Source organism: Ciceribacter thiooxidans, from assembly GCF_014126615.1.
GTDB lineage: Bacteria > Pseudomonadota > Alphaproteobacteria > Rhizobiales > Rhizobiaceae > Allorhizobium > Allorhizobium thiooxidans.
In genome coordinates this window covers 1,672,171-1,694,202 of sequence record NZ_CP059896.1, presented here as the reverse complement: position 1 = coordinate 1,694,202, position 22,032 = coordinate 1,672,171, and the positions used below count along the sequence as shown (strand labels likewise).

General features: G+C 63.5%; 20 protein-coding genes. 16 read left to right on the top strand and 4 right to left on the bottom strand.

The genetic code is table 11. From position 1 onward, the window contains the following. The first annotated feature begins 26 nt into the window (after positions 1-26). The 5 genes from lpdA (at position 27) to H4I97_RS08005 (ending at position 3,949) form a co-directional block, all read left to right on the top strand. A complete protein-coding gene (gene lpdA, locus H4I97_RS08025) occupies positions 27-1,472 on the top strand; it encodes a dihydrolipoyl dehydrogenase (RefSeq protein WP_182307368.1) in 1,446 nt (481 codons plus the stop codon). A gap of 66 nt (positions 1,473-1,538) precedes the next feature. After that, positions 1,539-1,787: a GlsB/YeaQ/YmgE family stress response membrane protein gene (locus H4I97_RS08020; protein ID WP_114363203.1), complete on the top strand. Its 249-nt coding sequence runs from the start codon at positions 1,539-1,541 to the stop codon at positions 1,785-1,787. Between the two features lie 92 nt (positions 1,788-1,879). Continuing rightward, positions 1,880-2,845 carry a lipoyl synthase gene (gene lipA / locus H4I97_RS08015; protein WP_182307367.1) on the top strand — a complete coding sequence of 322 codons (966 nt, stop codon included), beginning with the start codon at positions 1,880-1,882 and terminating at the stop codon, positions 2,843-2,845. Positions 2,846-2,917: 72 nt separating this feature from the next. Further along, on the top strand, positions 2,918-3,490 hold the full coding sequence (locus H4I97_RS08010) for a P-loop NTPase family protein (protein WP_244658741.1): 573 nt from the start codon (positions 2,918-2,920) through the stop codon (positions 3,488-3,490). Between the two features lie 9 nt (positions 3,491-3,499). Continuing rightward, entirely contained in the window at positions 3,500-3,949 is a 450-nt protein-coding gene (locus H4I97_RS08005; RefSeq protein ID WP_182307366.1) for a type II toxin-antitoxin system RatA family toxin, read from the top strand. A 17-nt stretch (positions 3,950-3,966) separates the two neighbouring features. Here H4I97_RS08005 and H4I97_RS08000 read toward each other — a convergent pair whose 3' ends face one another. Beyond that, positions 3,967-4,470 carry a CinA family protein gene (locus tag H4I97_RS08000; RefSeq protein WP_182307365.1) on the bottom strand — a complete coding sequence of 168 codons (504 nt, stop codon included), beginning with the start codon at positions 4,468-4,470 and terminating at the stop codon, positions 3,967-3,969. After that, the gene (locus tag H4I97_RS07995; protein WP_182307364.1) at positions 4,467-5,678 is read right to left on the bottom strand and encodes a bifunctional 2-C-methyl-D-erythritol 4-phosphate cytidylyltransferase/2-C-methyl-D-erythritol 2,4-cyclodiphosphate synthase; all 1,212 of its coding nucleotides are present in this window, start codon (positions 5,676-5,678) and stop codon (positions 4,467-4,469) included. The genes H4I97_RS08000 and H4I97_RS07995 overlap by 4 nt, the downstream gene beginning before the upstream one ends. A 192-nt stretch (positions 5,679-5,870) precedes the next feature. Here H4I97_RS07995 and dusB point away from each other — a divergent pair, with 192 nt between their 5' ends. The 10 genes from dusB (at position 5,871) to H4I97_RS07945 (ending at position 17,946) form a co-directional block, all read left to right on the top strand. After that, positions 5,871-6,854 (top strand): tRNA dihydrouridine synthase DusB, encoded by a 984-nt coding sequence (gene dusB / locus H4I97_RS07990; RefSeq protein WP_182307363.1) that lies wholly within the window; start codon positions 5,871-5,873, stop codon positions 6,852-6,854. Then, on the top strand, positions 6,854-7,993 hold the full coding sequence (locus H4I97_RS07985; RefSeq protein WP_148154618.1) for a two-component system sensor histidine kinase NtrB: 1,140 nt from the start codon (positions 6,854-6,856) through the stop codon (positions 7,991-7,993). The genes dusB and H4I97_RS07985 overlap by 1 nt, the downstream gene beginning before the upstream one ends. Beyond that, a complete protein-coding gene (gene ntrC / locus H4I97_RS07980) occupies positions 7,993-9,444 on the top strand; it encodes a nitrogen regulation protein NR(I) (RefSeq protein ID WP_182307362.1) in 1,452 nt (483 codons plus the stop codon). The genes H4I97_RS07985 and ntrC overlap by 1 nt, the downstream gene beginning before the upstream one ends. Positions 9,445-9,608: 164 nt before the next feature. Further along, entirely contained in the window at positions 9,609-11,876 is a 2,268-nt protein-coding gene (locus H4I97_RS07975) for a sensor histidine kinase NtrY-like (RefSeq protein ID WP_182307361.1), read from the top strand. Further along, the gene (gene ntrX, locus H4I97_RS07970) at positions 11,866-13,230 is read left to right on the top strand and encodes a nitrogen assimilation response regulator NtrX (protein ID WP_182307360.1); all 1,365 of its coding nucleotides are present in this window, start codon (positions 11,866-11,868) and stop codon (positions 13,228-13,230) included. The genes H4I97_RS07975 and ntrX overlap by 11 nt, the downstream gene beginning before the upstream one ends. A 51-nt stretch (positions 13,231-13,281) precedes the next feature. Further along, positions 13,282-14,658: a Trk system potassium transporter TrkA gene (trkA, locus tag H4I97_RS07965; protein ID WP_182307359.1), complete on the top strand. Its 1,377-nt coding sequence runs from the start codon at positions 13,282-13,284 to the stop codon at positions 14,656-14,658. Positions 14,659-14,679: 21 nt separating this feature from the next. Further along, complete coding sequence (locus H4I97_RS07960) at positions 14,680-15,543, top strand: D-amino-acid transaminase (protein WP_182307358.1); 864 nt, start codon at positions 14,680-14,682, stop codon at positions 15,541-15,543. 107 nt (positions 15,544-15,650) lie between these two features. Then, positions 15,651-15,896 (top strand): RNA chaperone Hfq, encoded by a 246-nt coding sequence (hfq, locus tag H4I97_RS07955; RefSeq protein WP_182307357.1) that lies wholly within the window; start codon positions 15,651-15,653, stop codon positions 15,894-15,896. A gap of 74 nt (positions 15,897-15,970) precedes the next feature. Then, the gene (gene hflX, locus H4I97_RS07950) at positions 15,971-17,320 is read left to right on the top strand and encodes a GTPase HflX (RefSeq protein WP_182307356.1); all 1,350 of its coding nucleotides are present in this window, start codon (positions 15,971-15,973) and stop codon (positions 17,318-17,320) included. Between the two features lie 38 nt (positions 17,321-17,358). Then, the gene (locus H4I97_RS07945; RefSeq protein ID WP_182307355.1) at positions 17,359-17,946 is read left to right on the top strand and encodes a YdeI/OmpD-associated family protein; all 588 of its coding nucleotides are present in this window, start codon (positions 17,359-17,361) and stop codon (positions 17,944-17,946) included. A 127-nt stretch (positions 17,947-18,073) separates the two neighbouring features. Here the strand turns inward: H4I97_RS07945 and H4I97_RS07940 are convergent, their stop codons facing one another. After that, a complete protein-coding gene (locus tag H4I97_RS07940; protein WP_449250176.1) occupies positions 18,074-19,867 on the bottom strand; it encodes a methyl-accepting chemotaxis protein in 1,794 nt (597 codons plus the stop codon). Positions 19,868-20,135: 268 nt separating this feature from the next. Then, complete coding sequence (locus H4I97_RS07935) at positions 20,136-21,014, bottom strand: aldo/keto reductase family oxidoreductase (protein ID WP_182307353.1); 879 nt, start codon at positions 21,012-21,014, stop codon at positions 20,136-20,138. Between the two features lie 103 nt (positions 21,015-21,117). Between H4I97_RS07935 and H4I97_RS07930 the strand changes: the two genes are divergently transcribed. Beyond that, positions 21,118-22,029 (top strand): LysR family transcriptional regulator, encoded by a 912-nt coding sequence (locus H4I97_RS07930; protein ID WP_182307352.1) that lies wholly within the window; start codon positions 21,118-21,120, stop codon positions 22,027-22,029. Positions 22,030-22,032: the final 3 nt, after the last annotated feature.

Genomic DNA, 22,032 nt, shown 5'->3' with positions numbered 1-22,032 from the left:
TCCTGACAAAGAGGAGATGAAGGCCCGTGTCCAACGCTTATGACGTCATCATTATCGGTTCCGGCCCTGGTGGCTATATTGCGGCGATCCGTGCGGCCCAGCTCGGGCTGAAGACCGCCATCGTCGAACGCGAGCACCTCGCCGGCATCTGCTCGAACTGGGGCTGCATCCCGACCAAGGCGCTGCTGCGTTCCGCCGAGATCTACCATTACGCCAAGCACCCCGGCGACTACGGCGTGAAGATCGAAGGCACGGTTACACCCGACCTGAAGGCGATCGTCGCCCGCTCGCGCGGCATTGCTGCCCGCATGAACGGCGGCGTCGGCTTCCTCATGAAGAAGAACAAGGTGGACGTGATCTGGGGTGAAGCGAAGCTTTCGAAGCCCGGTGAGATCGTCGTCTCCAAGACGACGAAGGCGATCCAGCAGCCGCAGGCGCCGCTGCCGAAGAACACGCTCGGCGAGGGCACTTACACGGCGAAGCACATCATCGTCGCGACCGGCGCCCGCCCGCGCGCGCTTCCCGGCATCGAGCCGGACGGCAAGCTGATCTGGACCTATTTCGAGGCGATGAAGCCGGAAGAAATGCCGAAGTCCCTGCTCGTCATGGGCTCCGGTGCGATCGGCATCGAATTCGCTTCCTTCTACCGCACGCTCGGTGTGGAGGTCACCGTCGTCGAGGTGATGAGCCAGGTCATGCCGGTCGAGGATGCGGAAATTTCCGCGCTCGCCAAGAAGCAGTTCGAAAAGCAGGGCATGAAGATCCTGCTCGAAGCCAAGGTCGCCAAGGTCGAGAAGGGCGCGAATTCCGTTACCGCTCATGTCGAGAAGAAGGACGGCTCGATCGAGAGGATTACCGCCGACCGGATGATTTCGGCCGTCGGCGTGCAGGCCAATGTCGAGAACATCGGCCTCGAGGCGCTCGGCGTGAAGACCGACCGCGGCTTCATCCAGATCGACGGCTATGGCCGCACCAACGTGCCGGGCATCTATGCGATCGGCGACGTCGCCGGTCCGCCGATGCTGGCCCACAAGGCCGAGCATGAGGCGGTGATCTGCGTCGAGAAGATCGCCGGTCTGCCGAACGTCCACCCGATGGACAAGGCCAAGATCCCCGGCTGCACCTATTGCCACCCGCAGGTCGCCTCCGTCGGCCTGACCGAGGCCAAGGCGAAGGCCGAGGGCCGCGACATCCGCGTCGGCCGCTTCCCCTTCGTCGCCAACGGCAAGGCGATCGCGCTCGGCGAGGACCAGGGTCTCGTCAAGACCATCTTCGACAAGAAGACCGGGGAACTGCTGGGTGCGCACCTGGTCGGTGCCGAAGTGACCGAACTGATCCAGGGCTTCGTCGTCGCGATGAACCTCGAGACGACCGAAGAAGAGCTGATGCACACGATCTTCCCGCATCCGACCATTTCGGAAACGCTGAAGGAAAGCGTTCTCGATGCCTATGGCCGGGCGTTGAACGCCTGAGTGTTGTGATGCCGGCGACGGCATCGTATATGAAAGTCGATATTGACCGATAAGGGAATTGGGGCAATGCAGGGTTTGGGTTGGATTTTGACGATCGTGATCGGCGGTCTTGCGGGCTGGCTCGCGGGCAAGCTGATGGACGCACGCTTCGGCATCCTGATGAACATCGTGCTCGGCATCGTCGGCTCGGTGGTCGCCAATGCCGTGCTTGCGCAGTTTCACATCTCGGTGGCCGGCGGTGCGCTCGGCTATCTGATCACCGGCTTCCTCGGCGCAAGTCTCCTCTTGTTCGTCGTCAAGCTCGTCAGGCGTTGACACGGTGACGCCGGCACTGCCGCCATCATGGTGGCGTGCCGGGTCGCAGTAAGGGTTTCGGAGCCGCCCGGAGCGGCAAAAGGCAGGTAGACATGGTTACGATCCTCGACCGGATGACCCCTGAGGAAAAGCGCGTCCGGCATCCGGAGAAGGCCCACAGGCCCGACACGGAAGTGCTGCGCAAACCCGAATGGATCCGCGTCAAGGCGCCGACCTCGAAGGGCTATGCCGAGACCCGCTCGATCGTGAAGGACAACAAGCTCGTCACGGTGTGCGAGGAGGCGGGCTGCCCCAACATCGGCGAATGCTGGGACAAGAAGCACGCCACCTTCATGATCATGGGCGAGATCTGCACGCGCGCCTGTGCCTTCTGCAACGTCGCGACCGGCAAGCCGAACGCGCTCGATCCGGACGAGCCCGAGAATGTCGCCAAGGCGGTGAAGCAGATGGGCCTCACCCATGTCGTCATCACCTCCGTCGACCGTGACGACCTGGAGGACGGTGGCGCCGAGCATTTCGAAAAGGTGATCTGGGCGATCCGCGCCGCTTCGCCGGAAACGACGATCGAAATCCTGACGCCGGACTTCCTGAAGAAGCCGGGCGCTCTGGAGCGCGTCGTCGCCGCCAAGCCGGACGTCTTTAACCACAACCTGGAAACGGTGCCCGGCAACTATCTGACGGTCCGTCCCGGTGCGCGCTATTTCCACTCGATCCGGCTGTTGCAGCGGGTCAAGGAACTCGACCCGACCATGTTCACCAAGTCCGGCATCATGGTCGGCCTCGGCGAGGAGCGTAACGAGGTCCTCCAGCTCATGGACGACCTCAGAACCGCCGACGTCGATTTCCTGACCATCGGTCAGTACCTGCAGCCGACCCGCAAGCACCATCAGGTTATGAGCTTCGTCACGCCCGACGAATTCAAGTCCTACGAGACGGTCGCCTATTCCAAGGGCTTCCTGATGGTGTCGGCAAGCCCGCTGACGCGCTCGTCCCATCACGCCGGCGACGACTTCGCGCGGCTGAGGGCGGCACGGGAGAAGCTTCAGGCCGCGCGCTGAGGATTTTTTGCACTTCTGGCGTGCGTAGAAATGCCGTATCACGCTCCGGCTGCTTCATGCCGGAGGTCCGCATTGCCCGAGTTCATCAATGACATGCACCGCGCGGCGTCGCTTCTGGCAAGAGCGCGAAGGATCTGCATAATTGGCTGTTCCGGTGGTGGAAAGTCGACGCTGTCGCAGAAGATTTCGGCTGCTCTGAACCTTCCTTATCTCTCCATGGATCGAGAAGTCTTCTGGCTTCCCGGCTGGGCCCAGCGACCGAGGGTCGAGCAGAGGCAAATCATTTCCCGGATCGTCCAGTCCGACAGTTGGCTGATGGACGGGACCAATCCATCAAGCTTCGACATTCGCCTGCCACGCACGGACCTCGTCGTCTGGGTGCGGCTCCCTCGCTGGCGCTGCCTTCTCGGCGTCTATCGCCGCGCGGGTCGCTATGTCGGGCGGCACCGGCCGGAGATGGCAGACGGTTGTGTCGAACGATGGCCGGACCGGGAATTCCTTTCGTACATCTGGAACTTCGAGAGCCGCTTCGCGCCGAGAGTTGTCCATGAACTCCGGACGCATGGACCCGCTGTCCCCGTGCTGACGCTGAAATCACACGGCGAGATGGCCAAGCTCCTTGATCTCGCAGGGATCCCCGCTTAAGTCGAACTTATGCCACAGTTCGAAACCCGCCGTATCGTCAAGCACTCTCCCGACCGGATGTACGCGCTCGTCGCCGATGTCGAGCGTTATCCGGAATTCCTGCCACTGTGCGAGGCGCTCGCGATCCGTTCGCGGCGGGAGCGGGACGGCAAGACGCTGCTCGTCGCCGACATGACGGTCGGTTACAAGGCGATCCGCGAGACGTTCACGACACAGGTGCTTCTGGCGCCGACCGAGCGCGCGATCGACGTGAAGTATATCGAGGGTCCGTTCCGCTATCTCGACAACCGCTGGCGTTTCGAACCGGCGGCAGAGGGCGGTTGCTCCGTGCATTTCTTCATCGACTACGAATTCAAGAGCCGCATCCTCGGCGCGCTGATGGGCTCGATGTTCGACCGCGCCTTCAGGATGTTTTCCGAAGCCTTCGAAAAGCGTGCCGACGAGATCTACACGGCCTGACCGCGGCAATCGTACACTCAGTCTTTGGCAGCCAGGTCCAGGAGCATTTCGAGCGCAGTCGTCACCGTCGCCATGCGGATGCCGTCACGGCCGAGATCGCCGTAACGCATTTCACGGTGGATGAGGCGACCGTCGCGGCGCCTTGCCGCAATGTGGACGAGCCCGACCGGCTTTTCCGCTGTACCGCCGGTCGGGCCTGCGACGCCGGTCACCGCGACCGCCAGATCCGCCCCCGAATGGCGAAGTGCGCCGGCCGCCATCTGCAACGCCGTTTCGCGGGAGACGGCGCCGAAGGAGCCGAGCACCTTTTCATCGACGCCGAGCATCTCCACCTTCGCCCGGTTCGAATAGGTGACGAAGCCGCGGTCGACTACCGCCGACGAGCCGGAAATCTCGGTAAGCGCCCCGGCGATCAGCCCGCCGGTGCAGGATTCCGCGGTGGCGACCGTCAAATTACGTTGCGTAAATTGACTGACGATACGTGAGGCCAGTGTTTCGACCGCTGGCGGAAAGAGGCTCATGCTTTCGCACCCCCGTAGACGACGGTCGCGGTGGCGATCGCGGCGATCCCTTCGCGGCGCCCGACAAAGCCGATCGTCTCGTTGGTGGTCGCCTTGACCGAACAGCGGTCGAGCGAAATGCCGAGAATTTCCGAGAGCTTCTCCCGCATCGCCTGGCGGTGCGGCCCGACCTTCGGGGCCTCGGCAATCAGCGAGATATCCGCATTCATGATCGTGCCGCCATTGTCGCGGACGATCTTCGCCGCGTGCGCAAGGAAGATGCGGGACGGCGCGCCCTTCCATTGCGGGTCCGAGGGCGGGAAATGGTCGCCGATGTCGCCGGCGCCGCAGGTCGCGAGCAGCGCATCGGTCAGCGCGTGCAGGGCGACGTCGGCGTCGGAATGCCCCTTGAGCTTCTGGTCGTGCGGAATGAAGACGCCGCAGAGCGTGACGCCGACCCCGGCCTCGAGCTGGTGCACGTCATAACCGTTGCCGGTGCGCACGTCGGGAAGGGCGGAAGACGAGAGTCTGGCGTCGGCCATGGCGATATCCCGCTGGACGGTGAGTTTGACATTGTCCGGCGATCCTTCGACCAGCCGGACGGGGATGCCGGCCCATTCGGCGATGGCGGCATCGTCGGTAAAATCATCCCGCCCTTCGGAGGCGGCGCGCGCGTGTGCGGCCATGATTGCCGGATAGCTGAAGCTCTGGGGCGTCTGCGCGGCGTAGAGCCCGGCGCGCGGAACGGTTTCGACCACAAGTCCTTCGGCCGAGCCGCGCTTCAGCGTGTCGGTGACCGGAATAGCCGGCAGAACGGCCGCGGCACCATCGGCGAAGGCTGCGCGGATGCGCTCCAGCATCGCCGTATCGACAAAGGGTCTCACGGCATCCTGGATCATCACATGGGTGACGTCGCGGCCGACAAGCGCCTTCAACCCGGCCTCCACCGACTGCTGGCGCGTGCGTCCGCCGAAGGTGACGACGATGTCCCGCCCGCCGTTCAGGTGCCGGCACGCCTCGCGAAACAGCATCTCGTCGTCAGGATGGATGACTGCGACGATCGGACCCGTTGCCGGCCAGTCGACAAAGCGTTGAAGTGTATGGGCGATCACCGGCTTTCCGCCGATGCGGCGATACTGCTTCGGCCCTTCCGCGGAAGCGCCGGCCCGTTCGCCGCGCCCGGCGGCGACCACGATGACAGCGATTGAAAAGGCCCCGAGATTTGCCATTCGCGGAGATTGTTCCTGACACAATTAACACGTAAGGGAGCAGTAGAGCGTCGACGCCAATATTTCCAGAGCGCGCCGAATTTTTGTTCCGTCCGGCGGTTTTCGCTTGGCAAGCCGATCAAGGCTGGCTAAAAATAGTGCAAACCCGTTCCGTGCCTGAAAGATAATCATTTGCAATCCAGAGCACTTCACATGCCGTTTCAGATCGGGCCGGTGACCGTCCGCAATCGCGTCGCGCTGGCGCCGATGTCCGGGGTGAGCGATCTGCCGTTCCGCCAGCTCGCCTGGCGCTTCGGGGCGGGGCTCGTCGTCACTGAGATGGTAGCGAGCCGGGAACTGGTGCTGAATGCAGCCGAATCCTGGATGCGGCTGCGCGACGGCGAGGCGCGGCCGCACGTTGTCCAGCTTGCCGGGCGCGAGGCGCACTGGATGGCAGAAGCCGCGCGCATCGCCGAGGCGAACGGCGCCGACGTAATCGACATCAACATGGGGTGCCCGGCCAAGAAGGTGATCGGCGGTTATTCCGGTTCGGCGCTGATGCGCGACCCCGACCATGCGCTTTCGCTGATCGAGGCGACCGTTGAGGCGGTGAGCGTCCCGGTGACGCTGAAGATGCGGCTCGGCTGGGACGAGAATTCGATCAACGCGCCGGAGATCGCCGCGCGCGCCGAACGGGCGGGCATTCAGCTCGTCGCCATCCACGGCCGCACCCGCATGCAGTTCTACGAGGGCCGCGCAGACTGGGATGCGATCGCCGCGGTGCGCGACGCGGTCAAGATCCCGCTGATCGCCAACGGCGACGTTTCGACCCGCGAGGACGCAGAGGAAATCCTGCGGCGTTCCGGCGCCGATGCTGTCATGATAGGTCGTGCCTGTCAGGGGCGGCCGTGGCTGGCCGGCGTTCTCGCCGGCGCCCGTGCACCTGAAGCCGCCGAGATCGCCACGATCGCCGTCGAGCACTACGAGATGATGCTGGCGCATTACGGGACCGATGTCGGCCTGCGCCATGCCCGCAAACACCTGGGCTGGTATCTCGAACGCTTCGCGCCGGATCTCGCGCCCGCCCGCAAGGCGGAGATCATGACGGCCCGCGATCCCCGCTTCGTCGTCGCGGCTCTGTCTTGCGCACTCGAAGAGGCGGCGAGCGAGAGAAACGACCGGCAGGAGGCCGCCTGATGTCGCAACCGCAGGAAACACGGGACAACGGCCTGGCCCTGACTGTTTTGAACGCCATCCAAAATCCGGTGATCCTCGTCGATGCCGAAGGTTTCGTCACCTTCGCCAACTGGGAGGCGGAATCCTTCTTCGGCGCGAGCGCCAGCCATCTCGCCCGCCATCAGGTGGCGAGCCTGATTCCCTTCGGCAGCCCGCTGCTCGCCCTGATCGACCAGGTGCGGGAGCGGCGGGCGCCGGTCAACGAATACCGCGTCGACCTGAGCTCACCGCGCCTCGGCGAGGACAAGCTGGTCGACCTCTACGTCGCTCCGGTGGTGAGTGATCCGGGCTCCGTGGTCGTTGTATTCCAGGAACGCTCGATGGCCGACAAGATCGACCGCCAGCTGACCCACCGCGCTGCCGCCCGCTCGGTGACAGGGCTCGCCTCGATGCTGGCGCACGAGATCAAGAACCCGCTCTCCGGCATCCGCGGCGCGGCACAGCTTCTCGAAAGCTCGGTGACCGACGAAGACCGGGCGCTGACACGCCTCATCTGCGACGAGACGGACCGGATCGTCTCGCTGGTCGACCGCATGGAGGTCTTCTCCGACGAGAGACCGGTGGACCGGCAGCCGATCAACATCCATTCGGTGCTCGACCACGTGAAGGCGATCGCCAAAGCGGGCTTTGCCCGCGATATCAAGATCACCGAGAACTACGACCCGTCGCTGCCGCCGGTCTATGCCAACCGCGACCAGCTGGTGCAGGTGTTCCTCAATCTCGTCAAGAACGCGGCCGAGGCGATCGGCGACCGCGCCGACGGAGAAATCCAGCTGACGACCGCCTATCGGCCGGGGATCCGCCTCTCGGTCGCCGGTTCGCGAGAAAAGATCTCGCTGCCGCTCGAATTCTGCGTGCACGACAACGGTCCGGGGGTTCCCGCCGACCTGCTACCGCATCTCTTCGATCCCTTCATCACCACCAAGACCAACGGATCGGGGCTCGGCCTCGCGCTGGTCGCCAAGATCATCGGCGGTCACGGCGGCATCGTCGAATGCGACAGCCAGTCCAACCGCACCACTTTCCGCGTGCTGATGCCCGTCTCCCGGGGTGTCGCACTCGAAGACGCAACTCCGGCGAACTCCACAGGAAGCCTCTGATGACTGCCACCATCCTTGTTGCTGACGATGATGCCGCCATCCGCACGGTGCTCAATCAGGCGCTGACGCGGGCGGGATACGACGTCCGGATTACCTCCAATGCGGCGACGCTCTGGCGCTGGGTCTCGGCCGGCGAGGGCGATCTCGTCGTCACCGACGTGGTCATGCCGGACGAGAACGCCTTCGACCTCTTGCCGCGTATCAAGAAGGCGAGGCCAGATCTGCCGGTTCTGGTGATGAGCGCGCAGAACACCTTCATGACGGCGATCAAGGCGTCGGAGCGCGGCGCCTATGACTACCTGCCGAAGCCGTTCGACCTGACCGAACTGATCGCGATCATCGGCCGCGCACTTGCGGAGCCGAAGAAAAAGCCGGTCCGTGTCGACGACGACATGCAGGACGGGATGCCACTGGTCGGGCGTTCGGCCGCCATGCAGGAAATTTACCGCGTCCTCGCACGGCTCATGCAGACCGACCTCACGCTGATGATCACCGGCGAGTCCGGCACCGGCAAGGAACTCGTCGCCCGCGCGCTGCACGATTACGGCAAGCGCCGCAACGGCCCCTTCGTCGCGATCAACATGGCGGCGATCCCGCGCGACCTCATCGAGTCGGAACTGTTCGGCCACGAGAAGGGTGCCTTCACCGGCGCGCAGACGCGCTCGACCGGCCGCTTCGAGCAGGCCGAGGGCGGTACGCTGTTCCTCGACGAGATCGGCGACATGCCGATGGATGCGCAGACGCGCCTGCTGCGCGTTCTCCAGCAGGGGGAGTACACGACAGTCGGCGGCCGCACGCCGATCCGTACCGACGTCCGGATCGTGGCGGCGACGAACAAGGACCTGAAGCAGTCGATCAACCAGGGCCTCTTCCGCGAGGACCTCTATTACCGCCTCAACGTCGTTCCGCTGCGTCTGCCGCCGCTGAGGGACCGTGCCGAGGACATTCCGGACCTCGTCCGCCATTTCATCCAAGAGGGCGAGCGGCAGGGGCTTGATTCGAAGCGCTTTGACCAGGAGGCGCTCGAAGTCATGAAATCCTATGCGTGGCCCGGCAATGTCCGCGAGCTCGAGAACCTCGTCCGCCGCCTGATGGCGCTTTATCCACAGGATGTCATCACCCGGGAGATCATCGAATCCGAACTGCGCTCCGACATCGCCGACAGCCCGATCACCAAGGCGAGCGTCGCGTCGGGACCGATGACCATTGCGCAGGCGGTGGAAGAGAACATGCGCAGCTATTTCGCCAGCTTTGGCGATGGTTTGCCGCCCTCCGGCCTCTATGATCGCGTGCTGACGGAAATGGAGTACCCGCTCATTCTGGCGGCGCTGACGGCGACACGCGGCAATCAGATCAAGGCTGCGGACCTGCTGGGCCTCAACCGCAATACGCTCAGGAAGAAGATTCGCGAACTCGGCGTATCGGTCTACAGGAGCTCCCGGTCGGCTTGACACCCGCCGACAGCCGTTGCAATTTCGCCACAATACGTTGCTCAAAAGCCACGACACGGCGCGAGTCCACTCGAACCGTTTCGTTCGTCCGTTCGGACGAGACTGTTTCCTTTGTGATGCGCACAGCGCTGATTTGGCCCCGGCGGGGCGGGATGTGATTTGAGATGGACAGCCGAAGGACCGATCCCGTGGCGGAGGGTGACGCCGCACTGGCGAACGACCGTCGCGCGTCCTTCGCACTGCCCGGTCTCGTTCTGGCCGGCGGCGCGCTTGCCTGCGCGGTCTTCACGCTTCCGGTCCTGCTCGGGCTGACCCCGATCGCGCCGACGTCGAATGTCCTCATCGCCTCGGCTGTGCTGAACTCGCTCTTTGTCGTCGGCCTGATGTTCCTGATCGGGCGCGAGGTCAGCCGCCTGGTAAGAGCACGCACGCGCGGCCGTGCGGCGGCCCGGCTGCATGTCCGCATCGTGGCGCTCTTCTCGGTGGTGGCGATTACGCCCGCCATCCTCGTCGCGATCTTTGCCAGCATCACGCTGAACGTCGGTCTGGACCGCTGGTTCTCGATCCGGACGCAATCGATCGTCAGTTCATCCATGGATGTCGCGCAGGCCTACATGCTCGAGAATGCGAGCTACCTGCAGGGCCAGACCATCTCGATGGCGAACGATCTCGACCGCAACCGCGCGCTCTTCTTCCTCGACCGCACCGGTTTCGTGCAGTTGATGACCCGCCAGGCCAAGGGCCGCGGCATGCTGGGCGCCTTCCTCGTGCGTCAGGACGGTTCGGCGATCACCCAGGCGGAGATCAAAACCGATAAGCCGCTGCCCGCGATCCCGAAGGACGCGCTCGAAAGCGCGGCGGCCGGTCAGCCGACGCTGATTCCGCCCGGCGTGACCAATCTCGTCGGCGCGATCATCAAGCTCGATTCGATTTCCGGCACCTTCCTCTACACGATCCGCGCCGTCGATCCGAAGGTGATGGCGGCGATGCGGCTGATGGAGGACAACACCGCCGAATACAAGGCGATGGAGGCCGGCCGCACTTCGCTGCAGATTGCGTTTGCGGTCCTCTATCTCGGTTTCGCGCTGATCGTCTTGCTGGCGGCGATCTGGACGGCGATCGCGATCGCCGACCGCATCGTCCGACCGATCCGGCTGCTCATCAGTGCGGCCGACAACGTCGCTTCCGGCAATTTCAACGTCGTTGTTCCTGTTCGCTCCGTCGATGGCGACGTCGGCAGCCTGTCGCTCACCTTCAACAAAATGATCTCGCAGATCCGCACCCAGCGCGACGAAATCCTGGAGGCCAAGGACGAGGTCGACGACCGCCGCCGCTTCATCGAGGCGGTGCTCTCGGGCGTCACGGCGGCCGTGATCGGCGTCGAGGACGACGGCGTGATCACCATCGTCAATCCGTCGGCGGAATATTTCCTCGCCCAGTCGTCCGAGGAGATCGTCGGCAAGAAGCTCTCGGTTATCGCGCCTGAAATCGACCGGGTGATGGCGGAAGCGGCGGTGCGCCACCGCGGAGAATACCGCCAGCAGATCAACCTGATCCGCGGCGGCAAGGAGCGGACGCTGAGCGTGCAGGTGACCCGCGAGGAGACCCGCGGCGCCGCTGACGCCTACGTCATCACGCTCGACGACATCACCGATCTCGTCATCGCGCAACGTTCGACCGCCTGGGCCGACGTCGCGCGCCGCATCGCCCACGAGATCAAGAACCCGCTGACGCCGATCCAGCTTTCGGCGGAGCGGATCAAGCGCCGTTACGGCAGGCAGATCGACGAGAGCGACCGTGCGGTCTTCGATCAGTGCACGGATACGATCGTCAGGCAGGTCGAGGACATCGGCCGGATGGTGGACGAGTTTTCCGCCTTTGCCCGCATGCCGAAGCCGGCGAAGCAGCGGTCCGACCTCCGTCACATTCTGCGTGATGCCGTCTTCCTGCGTGAGATGGGTAACAATGACGTAACCTTTTTGCGCGAGTTCGGTGACAAGCCGCTCGAAGGCAGCTTCGATGCCCGCATGCTCGGTCAGGCGGTCGGAAATCTCATCAAGAATGCGGTGGAGGCGATTGAAGCCGTGCCTGCGGAAGAGCGGCGGGGCGGCAAGGTGCTGGTGCGCTCGACCTATGACGAGGGCCAGGACAGTTTCGTCGTGGATGTCATCGACAACGGGCGCGGTCTGCCGGTTGAGAACCGCCACCGGATTCTGGAACCGTACATGACGATGCGCGAGAAGGGCACGGGGCTCGGGCTCGCTATCGTAAAGAAGATTATCGAAGAACACGGCGGTCAGCTCGAATTGCATGACGCGCCGGCGGAGTTCGACCACGGGCGAGGGGCCATGATCAGGATCATCCTGCCGCGCCTCGACGCCGGTGTTTCCTCCGCAGGTGAAGGTGACAAGGAAAAGGTCCATGGCCTCTGACATTCTTGTAGTCGACGACGAAGAAGACATCCGCGAGATCGTCTCGGGCATCCTGAGCGACGAAGGCCACGAAACCCGCACGGCCCACGACGCGGACAGTGCCCTTGCGGCGATTTCCGATCGCGTACCGCGGCTGGTTTTCCTCGATATCTGGATGCAGGGAAGCCGGCTTGACGGGCTGTCGCTGCTCGACGAGATCAAGACCCGTCATCCCGAGCTTCCAGTGGTGATGATTTCCGGTCACGGCAACATCGAGACGGCGGTTTCGGCGATCAAGCGCGGCGCCTTCGATTTCATCGAGAAGCCGTTCAAGGCCGACCGGTTGATCCTGATCGCCGAGCGGGCGCTCGAAAACTCCAAGCTGAAGCGCGAAGTCTCCGAGCTGAAGAAGCGCGCCGGCGACACTGCAGAACTGATTGGCACCTCGGTTGCCGTCTCGCAGCTGCGCCAGACGATCGACAAGGTCTCCCCGACGAATAGCCGCATCATGATCTTCGGCCCCTCCGGTTCCGGCAAGGAACTGGTGGCGCGGATGATCCACAAGCGTTCGACCCGCTCCGGCGGTCCGTTCGTCACGCTGAACGCGGCGGCGATCACGCCTGACCGGATGGAGATCGCCCTTTTCGGCACCGAAGGTTCGCCCGGCCAGCCGCGTCGCATCGGTGCGCTCGAGGAAGCCCATCGCGGCATTCTCTATCTCGACGAGATCGGCGAGATGCCGCGCGAAACGCAGAACAAGATCCTGCGCGTACTGGTCGAACAGCAGTTCGAGCGCGTCGGCGGCTCGAAGCGCGTCAAGGTGGACGTCCGCATCATCTCGTCGACGGCCTACAACCTCGAAAACCAGATTGCCGAGGGCCGTTTCCGCGAGGACCTCTTCCATCGTTTGGCGGTGGTGCCGATCAAGGTGCCGGCGCTCGCCGAACGGCGGGAGGATATTCCGTTCCTCGTCGACATGTACATGCGTCAAATCTGCGAACAGGCGGGCGTGCGCCAGCGCAGGATCGGTGAGGATGCGATGGCGGTGTTGCAGGCGAACGACTGGCCGGGCAACATCCGGCAGCTTCGCAACAATATCGAGCGGCTGATGATCCTCGCCCACGGCGACGGTCCCGAATCGCCGATCACCGCCGAGATGCTGCCGCAGGACCTCTCAGACATGCTGCCGAAGGTATCGGCGCGCAACGACACCCACATCATGACGTTGCCGCTGCGTGAAGCGCGCGAGATGTTCGAACGCGATTACCTCATCGCCCAGATCAACCGTTTCGGCGGCAACATCTCGCGCACGGCCGAATTCGTCGGCATGGAGCGCTCCGCTCTCCATCGCAAACTGAAGTCTCTTGGCGTATAAGCGAGTCCGGCGGTTCGTGCCGCCGGCATCACACTCGTCGAAAGAGGCATCATGAAAGTCATCATTTGCGGCGCCGGGCAGGTGGGCTACGGGATCGCGGAACGTTTGTCGCAGGAAGACAATGATGTCTCCGTGATCGATACATCGGCGTCGCTGATCAGCCATATCACCGAGACGCTCGACGTGCGCGGCTATGTGGGCCACGGCGCCCATCCGGACGTGCTCGCCAAGGCGGGCGCCGACCAGGCCGACATGATCATTGCGGTGACGCTCTACGACGAGATCAACATGGTTGCCTGCCAGGTGGCCCATTCTCTGTTCAATGTGCCGACGAAGATCGCCCGCATCCGCTCGCAGAGCTATCTCCGTCCGGAATACTCCGACCTCTTCAGCCGCGACAACATGCCGATCGACGTGACGATCTCGCCTGAGATCGAAGTGGGCAAGATGGTATTGCGGAGAATCTCTTTCCCCGGTGCGAACGACGTCGCACGTTTTGCCGACGACCACATTGCCATGGTGGCGATCGAGTGCATGGAGGACTGCCCGGTCGTCAACACCCCGCTGCAGCAGCTGAGCCAGCTCTTCCCCGATCTGATGGCGACGGTCACCGCGATCTACCGCAACGGGCGGCTGCATGTCGTGCGCTCCACGGATCAGTTGCTGGTCGGCGATCTCGCCTATGTCATCTGCCAGCGGGACCATATCCGTCGGACCCTCGGGCTCTTCGGACACGAGGAGCAGGAGGCCGGCCGTCTCGTCATCGCCGGCGGTGGCAATATCGGCTATTACGTCGCCCGGACGATTGACCAGACGCAGCCGAAGACCAAGGTCAAGATCATCGAGGGAGACCGTGAGCGTGCGATCTCCGTGTCCGATCAGTTGCGGCACGCGATCGTCCTCCACGGTTCGGCTCTCGACCAGAACATCCTGATGCAGGCGGACATCCAGGACGCGGACCTGATGGTGGCCCTGACCAATAGCGACCAGATCAATGTGCTGAGCGCCGCGATGGCAAAGCGCCTCGGCTGCAAGTCCGGGATGATCCTGATCAACGATCCGTCCTATCAGGATCTCACGACCTCGATCGGCATCGACGCCTATATCAATCCGAGAGCCGTCACCATCTCCCGTGTGCTCCAGCACGTCCGCAAGGGACGCATCCGTTCGGTCTACGCCGTGCAGAAGGGGGCGGCGGAGGTGATCGAGGCCGAAGCGTTGGAAACCTCGCCGCTCGTCGGACGGCCGTTCCGCGATCTCGACCTGCCGGAGGGCATGCGCATCGGCGCGATCTATCGCGACGGCGTCGTCCTTCGCCCGGACGGCAGCACCAGGATCAAGACCAAAGATCGTGTGGTGCTCTTCGTCACCGCCGCAGCGATCCGTGACGTCGAGCAGATGTTCCGCGTCTCCATCCAGTATTTCTGATCGCCCGGAGTTCGAACGACCATGCCGAGAACTGCCTATGTCAATGGCCGCTACGTCAACCACGGCGAGGCCGGCGTCCATATCGAGGATCGCGGCTATCAGTTCGCCGACGGCGTCTACGAGGTTTGCGAGGTACGTCACGGCGTGATCGTCGATCTCACCCGCCATCTCGACCGGCTCGACCGCTCGCTCTCGGAGATCCGGATCAAGCCTCCGATGGTGCGTGCCGCCCTGATCCAGGTCATTCGTGAGGTGCTGCGGCGCAACCGCGTGCGCAATGGCCTCTTCTATCTGCAGGTCACCCGCGGCGCGGCGCGACGCGACCACGTCTTTCCCGCTGCGGATACGCCCGCGACCCTGGTGGTGACGGCAAAGAGCACTAATCCGGAAATCATAGCCGCGAAGAACGCCAACGGCATCAAGGCGATCACGCTCCCCGACAACCGCTGGGAACGCGTCGACGTCAAGACGGTAGGGCTTCTGCCGAACGTGCTTGCCCGCCAGCAGGCGAAGGAGGCGGGTGCACAGGAAGCGGTCTACATCGATCGTGACGGGATGGTTACCGAAGGGGCGGCAACCAATGTGTGGATCGTCGACAAGGAGGGGCGGCTGATCACACGTCCGGCAGAACCCGGCATCCTCAAGGGAATCACGCGCACGACGCTGATGGATGTCGCGGACAAGCTCGGGGTGCCGATCGTCGAGCGCAGGTTCTCGCGCGAGGAGATGCTGGAGGCGCGTGAAGTCTTCATCACGGCGGCGACCAGCATCTGTTTTCCGGTCGTCGAAATCGACGGCCGTACGATTGCCAACGGCCATCCGGGCGACGTCTCAGCCCGGTTCCGGCAAGCCTTTTTCGACATTGCGGAAAAGACCGCGATTTGATACCAACTTCACCGCGAAGGGGTCGTAAGGGCACTTCCTGGTCGGCTGACACGTGCAAACAATAATTCACCGGTCAAAGTACCGGCAAAAAAGAAAGAAGCGGCGCCATGGCGGAACGTTCTCAGAATTTGCAGGATCTTTTCCTCAACACAGTTCGCAAGCAGAAGATTTCGTTGACGATTTTTCTGATCAACGGCGTCAAGCTGACCGGCGTCGTCACGTCCTTCGACAACTTCTGCGTCCTTCTGCGCCGTGACGGGCATTCGCAGCTGGTTTATAAACATGCGATTTCGACCATCATGCCGGGACAGCCGATGCAGATGTTCGAAAGCGAAGAGAACGTCGCTTCATAGGATCAAAAGCAATCAACACGCGCGATACCAAGAGCGATTCCATAGTCCCGGAGGATGAAAAACACCGGGACGACATGTGCGCCATCGTCATCGTTCCGCTGGTCAAACCCTCGCGCGCTGCCGCGACCGGCCAGACCGACGGCGCTGGCGTCCAGCCGCCCGCTCCAACTCGATCCAACGAAGCCCGTCTCGAAGAGGCGATCGGTCTCGCGCGGGCCATCGACCTGACGATTGCGGAAGGTCTGCTCGTACCGGTCAACCAGCCGCGTCCGGCGACGCTGCTCGGCACCGGCAAGATCGCCGAGATCGGCGCGCTGCTCGACGAGCACAATGCCGGGCTCGTCATCGTCGACCATCCGCTGACCCCGGTGCAGCAGCGCAATCTCGAAAAGGAATGGAACGCCAAGGTCATCGACCGGACGGGCCTCATCCTGGAGATCTTCGGCCGGCGCGCCTCCACCAAGGAAGGCTCGCTGCAGGTCGAGCTTGCTCATTTGAACTATCAGAAGGGCCGGCTGGTCCGCAGTTGGACCCACCTTGAGCGTCAGCGCGGCGGTGCGGGCTTCATGGGCGGTCCGGGTGAAACCCAGATCGAGGCCGACCGGCGTCTCTTGCAGGAGCGGATCGTCAGGCTCGAACGGGAGCTGGAGCAGGTGGTCCGCACCCGCCAGCTCCACCGCGCCAAGCGCCGCAAGGTGCCGCATCCGATCGTCGCCCTCGTCGGCTACACCAATGCCGGCAAGTCGACGCTCTTCAACCGCATCACCGGCGCCGGCGTGCTCGCCGAGGACATGCTGTTTGCGACGCTCGATCCGACGCTCCGCCGCATGAAACTGCCGCACGGGCGCACGGTCATCCTGTCGGACACGGTAGGCTTCATCTCGAACCTGCCGACCCATCTCGTCGCCGCCTTCCGCGCGACGCTCGAAGAGGTGCTGGAAGCCGACCTCATCCTCCATGTCCGCGACATGGCCGATCCGGACAACGGGGCGCAGGCATCGGACGTGCTGCGCATTCTCTCCGACCTCGGTATTGGTGAGAAGGAAGGGGCCGAGCGCATCATCGAGGTCTGGAACAAGATCGACCGGCTGGAGCCGGAACGCCACGACGCGATCCTGCAGAAGGCCGCTTCGCGCGCCAACGTCATTCCGGTCTCGGCGATCAGCGGCGAGGGTGTTGACCGGCTGATGGCGGTGATTTCCGAGCGGCTCTCGGGCGTGCTGACCGAAACCACGGTCATTATCCCGGCCGACAAGCAGGCATTGATCTCCTGGGCCTACGAGAACGCGGTCGTCGATGGCCGCGAGGACCGCGAGGACGGTTCCGTCAGCCTCGACGTGCGGCTGACCGAGCGCCAGGCGATGGAGCTCGAACGCAAGCTCGGCAACGACCGCAAGCGTGACAAGGAAGACTGGGAGCGATGAGGGGCATTTTGCTTCCGTAACGACGAGAGGAGTTGCAGATGCATGATGACACCGCAAGGATCGACGCCTTCTTCTCAGAGGCCAAGACATGGCCGGAGGAACTGCGGGCGTTGAGGGCGATCCTGCTCGATTGCGGGCTCACGGAAGAATTCAAGTGGCGCGGACCCTGCTACACGTATGACGGCGGCAATGTGGCCGTCATCTGGGGCTTCAAGGAGAATGCTGCGCTCGGCTTCTTCAAGGGCGTGTTGCTCAAGGACCCGGAAGGTCTGCTCGTCGCGCCCGGCGACAATTCCCGTGCCGTCCGGATGTTCAGGTTCAACGGCCTCAGCCAGATCGAGGCGATGGAGACCACCATCCGGAGCTATGTCCGGGAGGCGATCGAACTCGAAAAGGCTGGCGCGAAGGTCGACCTTCCGAAGGATGACATCGTCTACCCGGAAGAGCTTCTCGCCGCACTGGAAGAAGATCCCGAGCTGCACGAGGCTTTCGAGGCACTGACGCCCGGTCGCAAGCGCGGCTATGCGCTGCATTTCGCCCAGCCGAAGCAATCTTCCACCCGCGTCTCGCGGATCGAAAAGAGCCGGGACCGAATCTTAGCAGGAAAGGGGCTGCAGGAGCGGTGACGAGCCGCGGCTCTTCGAGGCCCTCTGCCGGAAGATCCGTTCACCGAACGAAAAGACCACCCGCGGTGGGCGGGTGGTCTCGTAAGTCAAACTTTGCAGGCCGACGTGTCATGCACCGGCGTGGCGCTCAGAATTCCTCCCAGCTGTCGTCCTTGAGCGCCGCGTTGCTGTTGAAAGCACCGGCGACCTTCGCCGCCATCTGACGTGCCGGCGAGGGGACAGGCTTCGCCTCACGAGGCGCAGCGACCGGTACCTGGCGTCGGGCGCTGGCTGCCCCGCCGATGTTGAACTGCGAGAGCATCTGGAAGAGCTGTTCTGCTTCGCGGGCGAGGCTGTGGGCGGCGGCCGTCGTCTCTTCCACCATGGCGGCGTTCTGCTGCGTGCCCTGGTCCATGCTGTTGACGGCGGTATTGATCTCCTTGAGACCGGTCGCCTGTTCCTTCGACGCCTCGACGATGGCGCCGACATTGTCGTCGACCCGGAGAACCTGCCCGACGATCTCCTGCAGCGCGCGGCCGGTGTCGCCGACGAGCGTGACGCCGCTCTTCACGTGCTCGTTGGAGGCGCTGATCAGTTCCTTGATTTCCTTCGCCGCCTTGGCCGAGCGCTGGGCGAGCTCGCGGACCTCCTGGGCGACGACGGCAAAGCCCTTGCCCGCGTCACCGGCACGCGCCGCCTCGACACCTGCGTTCAGTGCGAGGAGATTGGTCTGGAAGGCGATCTCGTCGATGACGCCGATGATGCTGGCGATCTCGCCCGCAGACTGCTCGATCTTGCCCATGGCCGCCACGGCTTGGCCGACGACGCCGCCGGAGCGTTCGGCATTGTCCTTGGTCCGGCGCACCAGTTCGCCGGCCTCCTGCGCCCTGTGGCTGGAGTCCGCGACGGTGGTGGTGATCTGCTCCAGCGCGGCGGCGGTTTCCTCGACCGAGGCGGCCTGCTGTTCGGTCCGCTTGGAAAGATCGTTCGAGGCCGACTGGATCTGCTGCGAGGCGGCCGCGATGGCCCCGGCGTTCTCGGAGATCGTGTGCATGGTGCTGCGCAGCTTCGTCGATGCGCCGTTGAAGTCGACGCGCAGCTTCTCGAGCGTCGGCAGGAACGGTTCGGCGAGCGATTGGGTGAGGTCACCTTCCGCAAGTGCATTCAGGGCCCGTGCGAGCTGGTCGACATTTTCCACCCGCCGGGTGACGTCGGTCGCGAACTTGACGACCTTGAAGACCTTGCCGTTCATGTCGAAGATCGGATTGTAGGACGCTTGGATGTAGACCTTCCGGCCGCCTTTGCCGACGCGGAGGAATTCGTCGGCGACGAACTCGCCGGAGGCGAGCCTGCTCCAGAAGGTCCTGTAGGCCTCGCTGGCGGTATAGGCGCCATCGCAGAACATCGCGTGATGCTTGCCGCGGATTTCGTCCATCGTATAGCCGAGCGTCCGCAGGAAGTTCTCATTCGCCGACAGGATTTCACCCTTCGGCGTGAATTCGATGACCGCCTGCGCCCGCGAGATCGCGTCGAGCTTGCCGGCATCCTCGGCTGACTTCAGCTTCTGCTCGGTAATGTCGGTCGCAAACTTCACGACCTTGTAAGGCTTGCCGTTGCGGAATACCGGATTGTAGGACGCCTCGATCCAGATTTCGCGACCGCCCTTGCCGATGCGCTTGTACTGACGCCGGTCGAACTCGCCGGCTGCGAGCTTCGCCCAGAATTCGCGGTAGGCGGGGCTGTTCACCTCGTCCGGATCGACGAACATCCGATGGTGCTGCCCGACGATCTCGGAAAGCGCATAGCCGAGCGCCTTACAGAAATTCTCGTTGGCCGTGATGATGGTCCCATCCAGCTTGAACTCGATAATCGCCTGGGAGCGGCTCATCGCCTCCAGAACGGACTTTGCTTCCGATCCACTACCAAAACCCAGCATCTGCATCTCCGAAAGGCGCTCCCGATGGTTGACTTCGAAGGTGGGTGCGCCGGTTCCCCTCTGATTTCTATGGGGCTAATTTTCACCTGGCGAAGTTTACGAACTGTGAAGATTTTGCGCGGAGCAAAGATCAAATCTGAACATTTTTGGGTATTGCTTGGCTTCCTCGGGATCTACTATGCCATCGCAAGTGAAACCGGTGGGCGGAGGTTGTTGACCCGCGCCCGCCGGCCGACACGCGGTGTGCCGGTTCACACCCCCCGGGCTAGTGCTCCTACTTGCCCCCCGACTCGGCGATCGTGTCGAGTGCAGAAACGGCGATGGACGGCAGTTCGAGTTCCGCAGCCGCTATGTTTTCCGTGAGATGAGCCACTGACGACGTGCCGGGAATGAGCAGGATGTTAGGCGCGCGTTGCAGCAGCCAGGCGAGGGCGACCTGCATCGGTGTGGCGCCAAGCTCGGCCGCGACACGCGACAGGGTGGCCGACTGCAGCGGCGAGAATCCGCCCAGCGGAAAGAACGGCACATAGGCAGTGCCGACGGCGGCAAGGTCGTCAATCATCGCATCGTCGGCTCGATGGGCGAGATTGTAGAGGTTCTGTACGCAGGCGATCTCGCAGATCTTCCGTCCCTCTTCGACCTGGCCGGGCGTGACATTGCTCAGGCCGACATGCCTGATGAGCCCTTGCCTGCGGAGATCCGCCAGCGTTGTCAGTTGCGCTTCCAGCGATCCATCGACCGGATGGTGGGGGTCGAGCATGGCGCGAAAATTGACTATATCGAGCACGTCGAGACGCAGATTGCGCAGGTTGTCGTGGACGGCCCGGATCAGTTCCTCGGGTGATGCCGCCGGCAGCCAGGAGCCGTCCGCACCGCGCCGCGCGCCGATCTTGGTCACGATCACGAGACTGTCCGGATAGGGGTGCAGGGCTTCGCGGATGATTTCGTTGGTCACGTGAGGTCCGTAAAAATCACTGGTGTCGATGTGATTGACGCCTGCGGCAATAGCCGCGCGAAGGACGTCGAGAGCGGCTCGGCGGTCCTTCGGCGGGCCGAAGACGCCGGGTCCGGCCAGCTGCATCGCGCCATAGCCGAGCCGGTTGATCGTGCGGTTGCCGAGCTTGAACGTGCCGGCCTTGTCAATCGTGGACATGAACTATCTCCTTTTCCGGATCAATGGGTGACTGGAAGATAGTCTTCGTACATTATCGTGATAACGGCCCAAAGTTCGTACGGGCTGTACGGAGAAACGGACAATGAAGGTGGATCTGGATGACCTGCGCGCAATCGTGACCGTCGCAAGGGCAGGTGGCTTCCGCGAGGGAGCCAGGGTCATGGGCGTCAGTGCGTCGGGCCTCAGCGATGCCGTGCGTCGCGTGGAAGAGCGTCTGGGCGTCAGACTGTTCAACAGGACGACGCGCAGCGTAGTGCCGACCGAGGCGGGACGGGGGCTGATTGCACGTCTCGATACGGCGCTCGGCGAAGTGGAGGCCGCGCTCGACGTCGTCAACGGTTTTCGCAGCCGGCCGGCAGGATCGCTCAAGCTCAACGTACCGGTGAGCGCGGCACGACTCGTTTTGCCGCGGCTCATCCCGTCCTTCCTCGCCGCCTATCCGGAGATCAGGGTCGAGATCATCACCGAGGAGAGTTTCGTAGACGTGATCGAAGCCGGCTGCGATGCCGGAATCCGCTATGATGACCGCCTGGAGCAGGACATGATCGCCCTGCCGATCGGACCCCGTATCCAGCGGTTTGCCACGGCCGCGTCCAAAGCATATCTCGATCGGCATGGCCGACCGGAGCATCCGCGCGACCTGCTCGGCCATGCCTGCCTGCTCGGTCGTTTCTCAAGCGGGGCCCTGGCGAGCCCCTGGGAGTTCGAACGGGAAGGTGAGGTCGTGCGTATCGAACCGTCCGGCCCGTTGATCGTCCGTGCCGGTGGCGGCACTGACCTCGCGGTCGATGCAGCGGTGGCGGGGGCGGGCGTCATCCACCTTTTCGAGGACTGGCTACGCCCGCTATTCAACAGTGGAGACCTTGAGCCGGTGCTGGAAACCTGGTGGCAACCGTTCTCCGGCCCGTTTCTCTATTATCCGGGTCGCCGGCTTGTGCCGGCACCTCTGAGGGCGTTTATCGATTTCGTGCGTTCCGCGGCCTGGACGGATTAGAAA

Excerpts from the sequence above, each read along its gene's own strand:
- H4I97_RS08020 (WP_114363203.1), top strand. The coding sequence starts at position 1,539 with ATGCAGGGTTTGGGTTGGATTTTGACGATCGTGATCGGCGGTCTTGCG.
- lipA (WP_182307367.1), top strand. The coding sequence starts at position 1,880 with ATGGTTACGATCCTCGACCGGATGACCCCTGAGGAAAAGCGCGTCCGG.
- H4I97_RS08005 (WP_182307366.1), top strand. The coding sequence starts at position 3,500 with ATGCCACAGTTCGAAACCCGCCGTATCGTCAAGCACTCTCCCGACCGG.
- H4I97_RS08000 (WP_182307365.1), bottom strand. The coding sequence starts at position 4,470 with ATGAGCCTCTTTCCGCCAGCGGTCGAAACACTGGCCTCACGTATCGTC.
- H4I97_RS07995 (WP_182307364.1), bottom strand. The coding sequence starts at position 5,678 with ATGGCAAATCTCGGGGCCTTTTCAATCGCTGTCATCGTGGTCGCCGCC.
- dusB (WP_182307363.1), top strand. The coding sequence starts at position 5,871 with ATGCCGTTTCAGATCGGGCCGGTGACCGTCCGCAATCGCGTCGCGCTG.
- H4I97_RS07985 (WP_148154618.1), top strand. The coding sequence starts at position 6,854 with ATGTCGCAACCGCAGGAAACACGGGACAACGGCCTGGCCCTGACTGTT.
- ntrC (WP_182307362.1), top strand. The coding sequence starts at position 7,993 with ATGACTGCCACCATCCTTGTTGCTGACGATGATGCCGCCATCCGCACG.
- H4I97_RS07975 (WP_182307361.1), top strand. The coding sequence starts at position 9,609 with ATGGACAGCCGAAGGACCGATCCCGTGGCGGAGGGTGACGCCGCACTG.
- ntrX (WP_182307360.1), top strand. The coding sequence starts at position 11,866 with ATGGCCTCTGACATTCTTGTAGTCGACGACGAAGAAGACATCCGCGAG.
- trkA (WP_182307359.1), top strand. The coding sequence starts at position 13,282 with ATGAAAGTCATCATTTGCGGCGCCGGGCAGGTGGGCTACGGGATCGCG.
- H4I97_RS07960 (WP_182307358.1), top strand. The coding sequence starts at position 14,680 with ATGCCGAGAACTGCCTATGTCAATGGCCGCTACGTCAACCACGGCGAG.
- hfq (WP_182307357.1), top strand. The coding sequence starts at position 15,651 with ATGGCGGAACGTTCTCAGAATTTGCAGGATCTTTTCCTCAACACAGTT.
- hflX (WP_182307356.1), top strand. The coding sequence starts at position 15,971 with ATGTGCGCCATCGTCATCGTTCCGCTGGTCAAACCCTCGCGCGCTGCC.
- H4I97_RS07945 (WP_182307355.1), top strand. The coding sequence starts at position 17,359 with ATGCATGATGACACCGCAAGGATCGACGCCTTCTTCTCAGAGGCCAAG.
- H4I97_RS07940 (WP_449250176.1), bottom strand. The coding sequence starts at position 19,867 with ATGCAGATGCTGGGTTTTGGTAGTGGATCGGAAGCAAAGTCCGTTCTG.
- H4I97_RS07935 (WP_182307353.1), bottom strand. The coding sequence starts at position 21,014 with ATGTCCACGATTGACAAGGCCGGCACGTTCAAGCTCGGCAACCGCACG.
- H4I97_RS07930 (WP_182307352.1), top strand. The coding sequence starts at position 21,118 with ATGAAGGTGGATCTGGATGACCTGCGCGCAATCGTGACCGTCGCAAGG.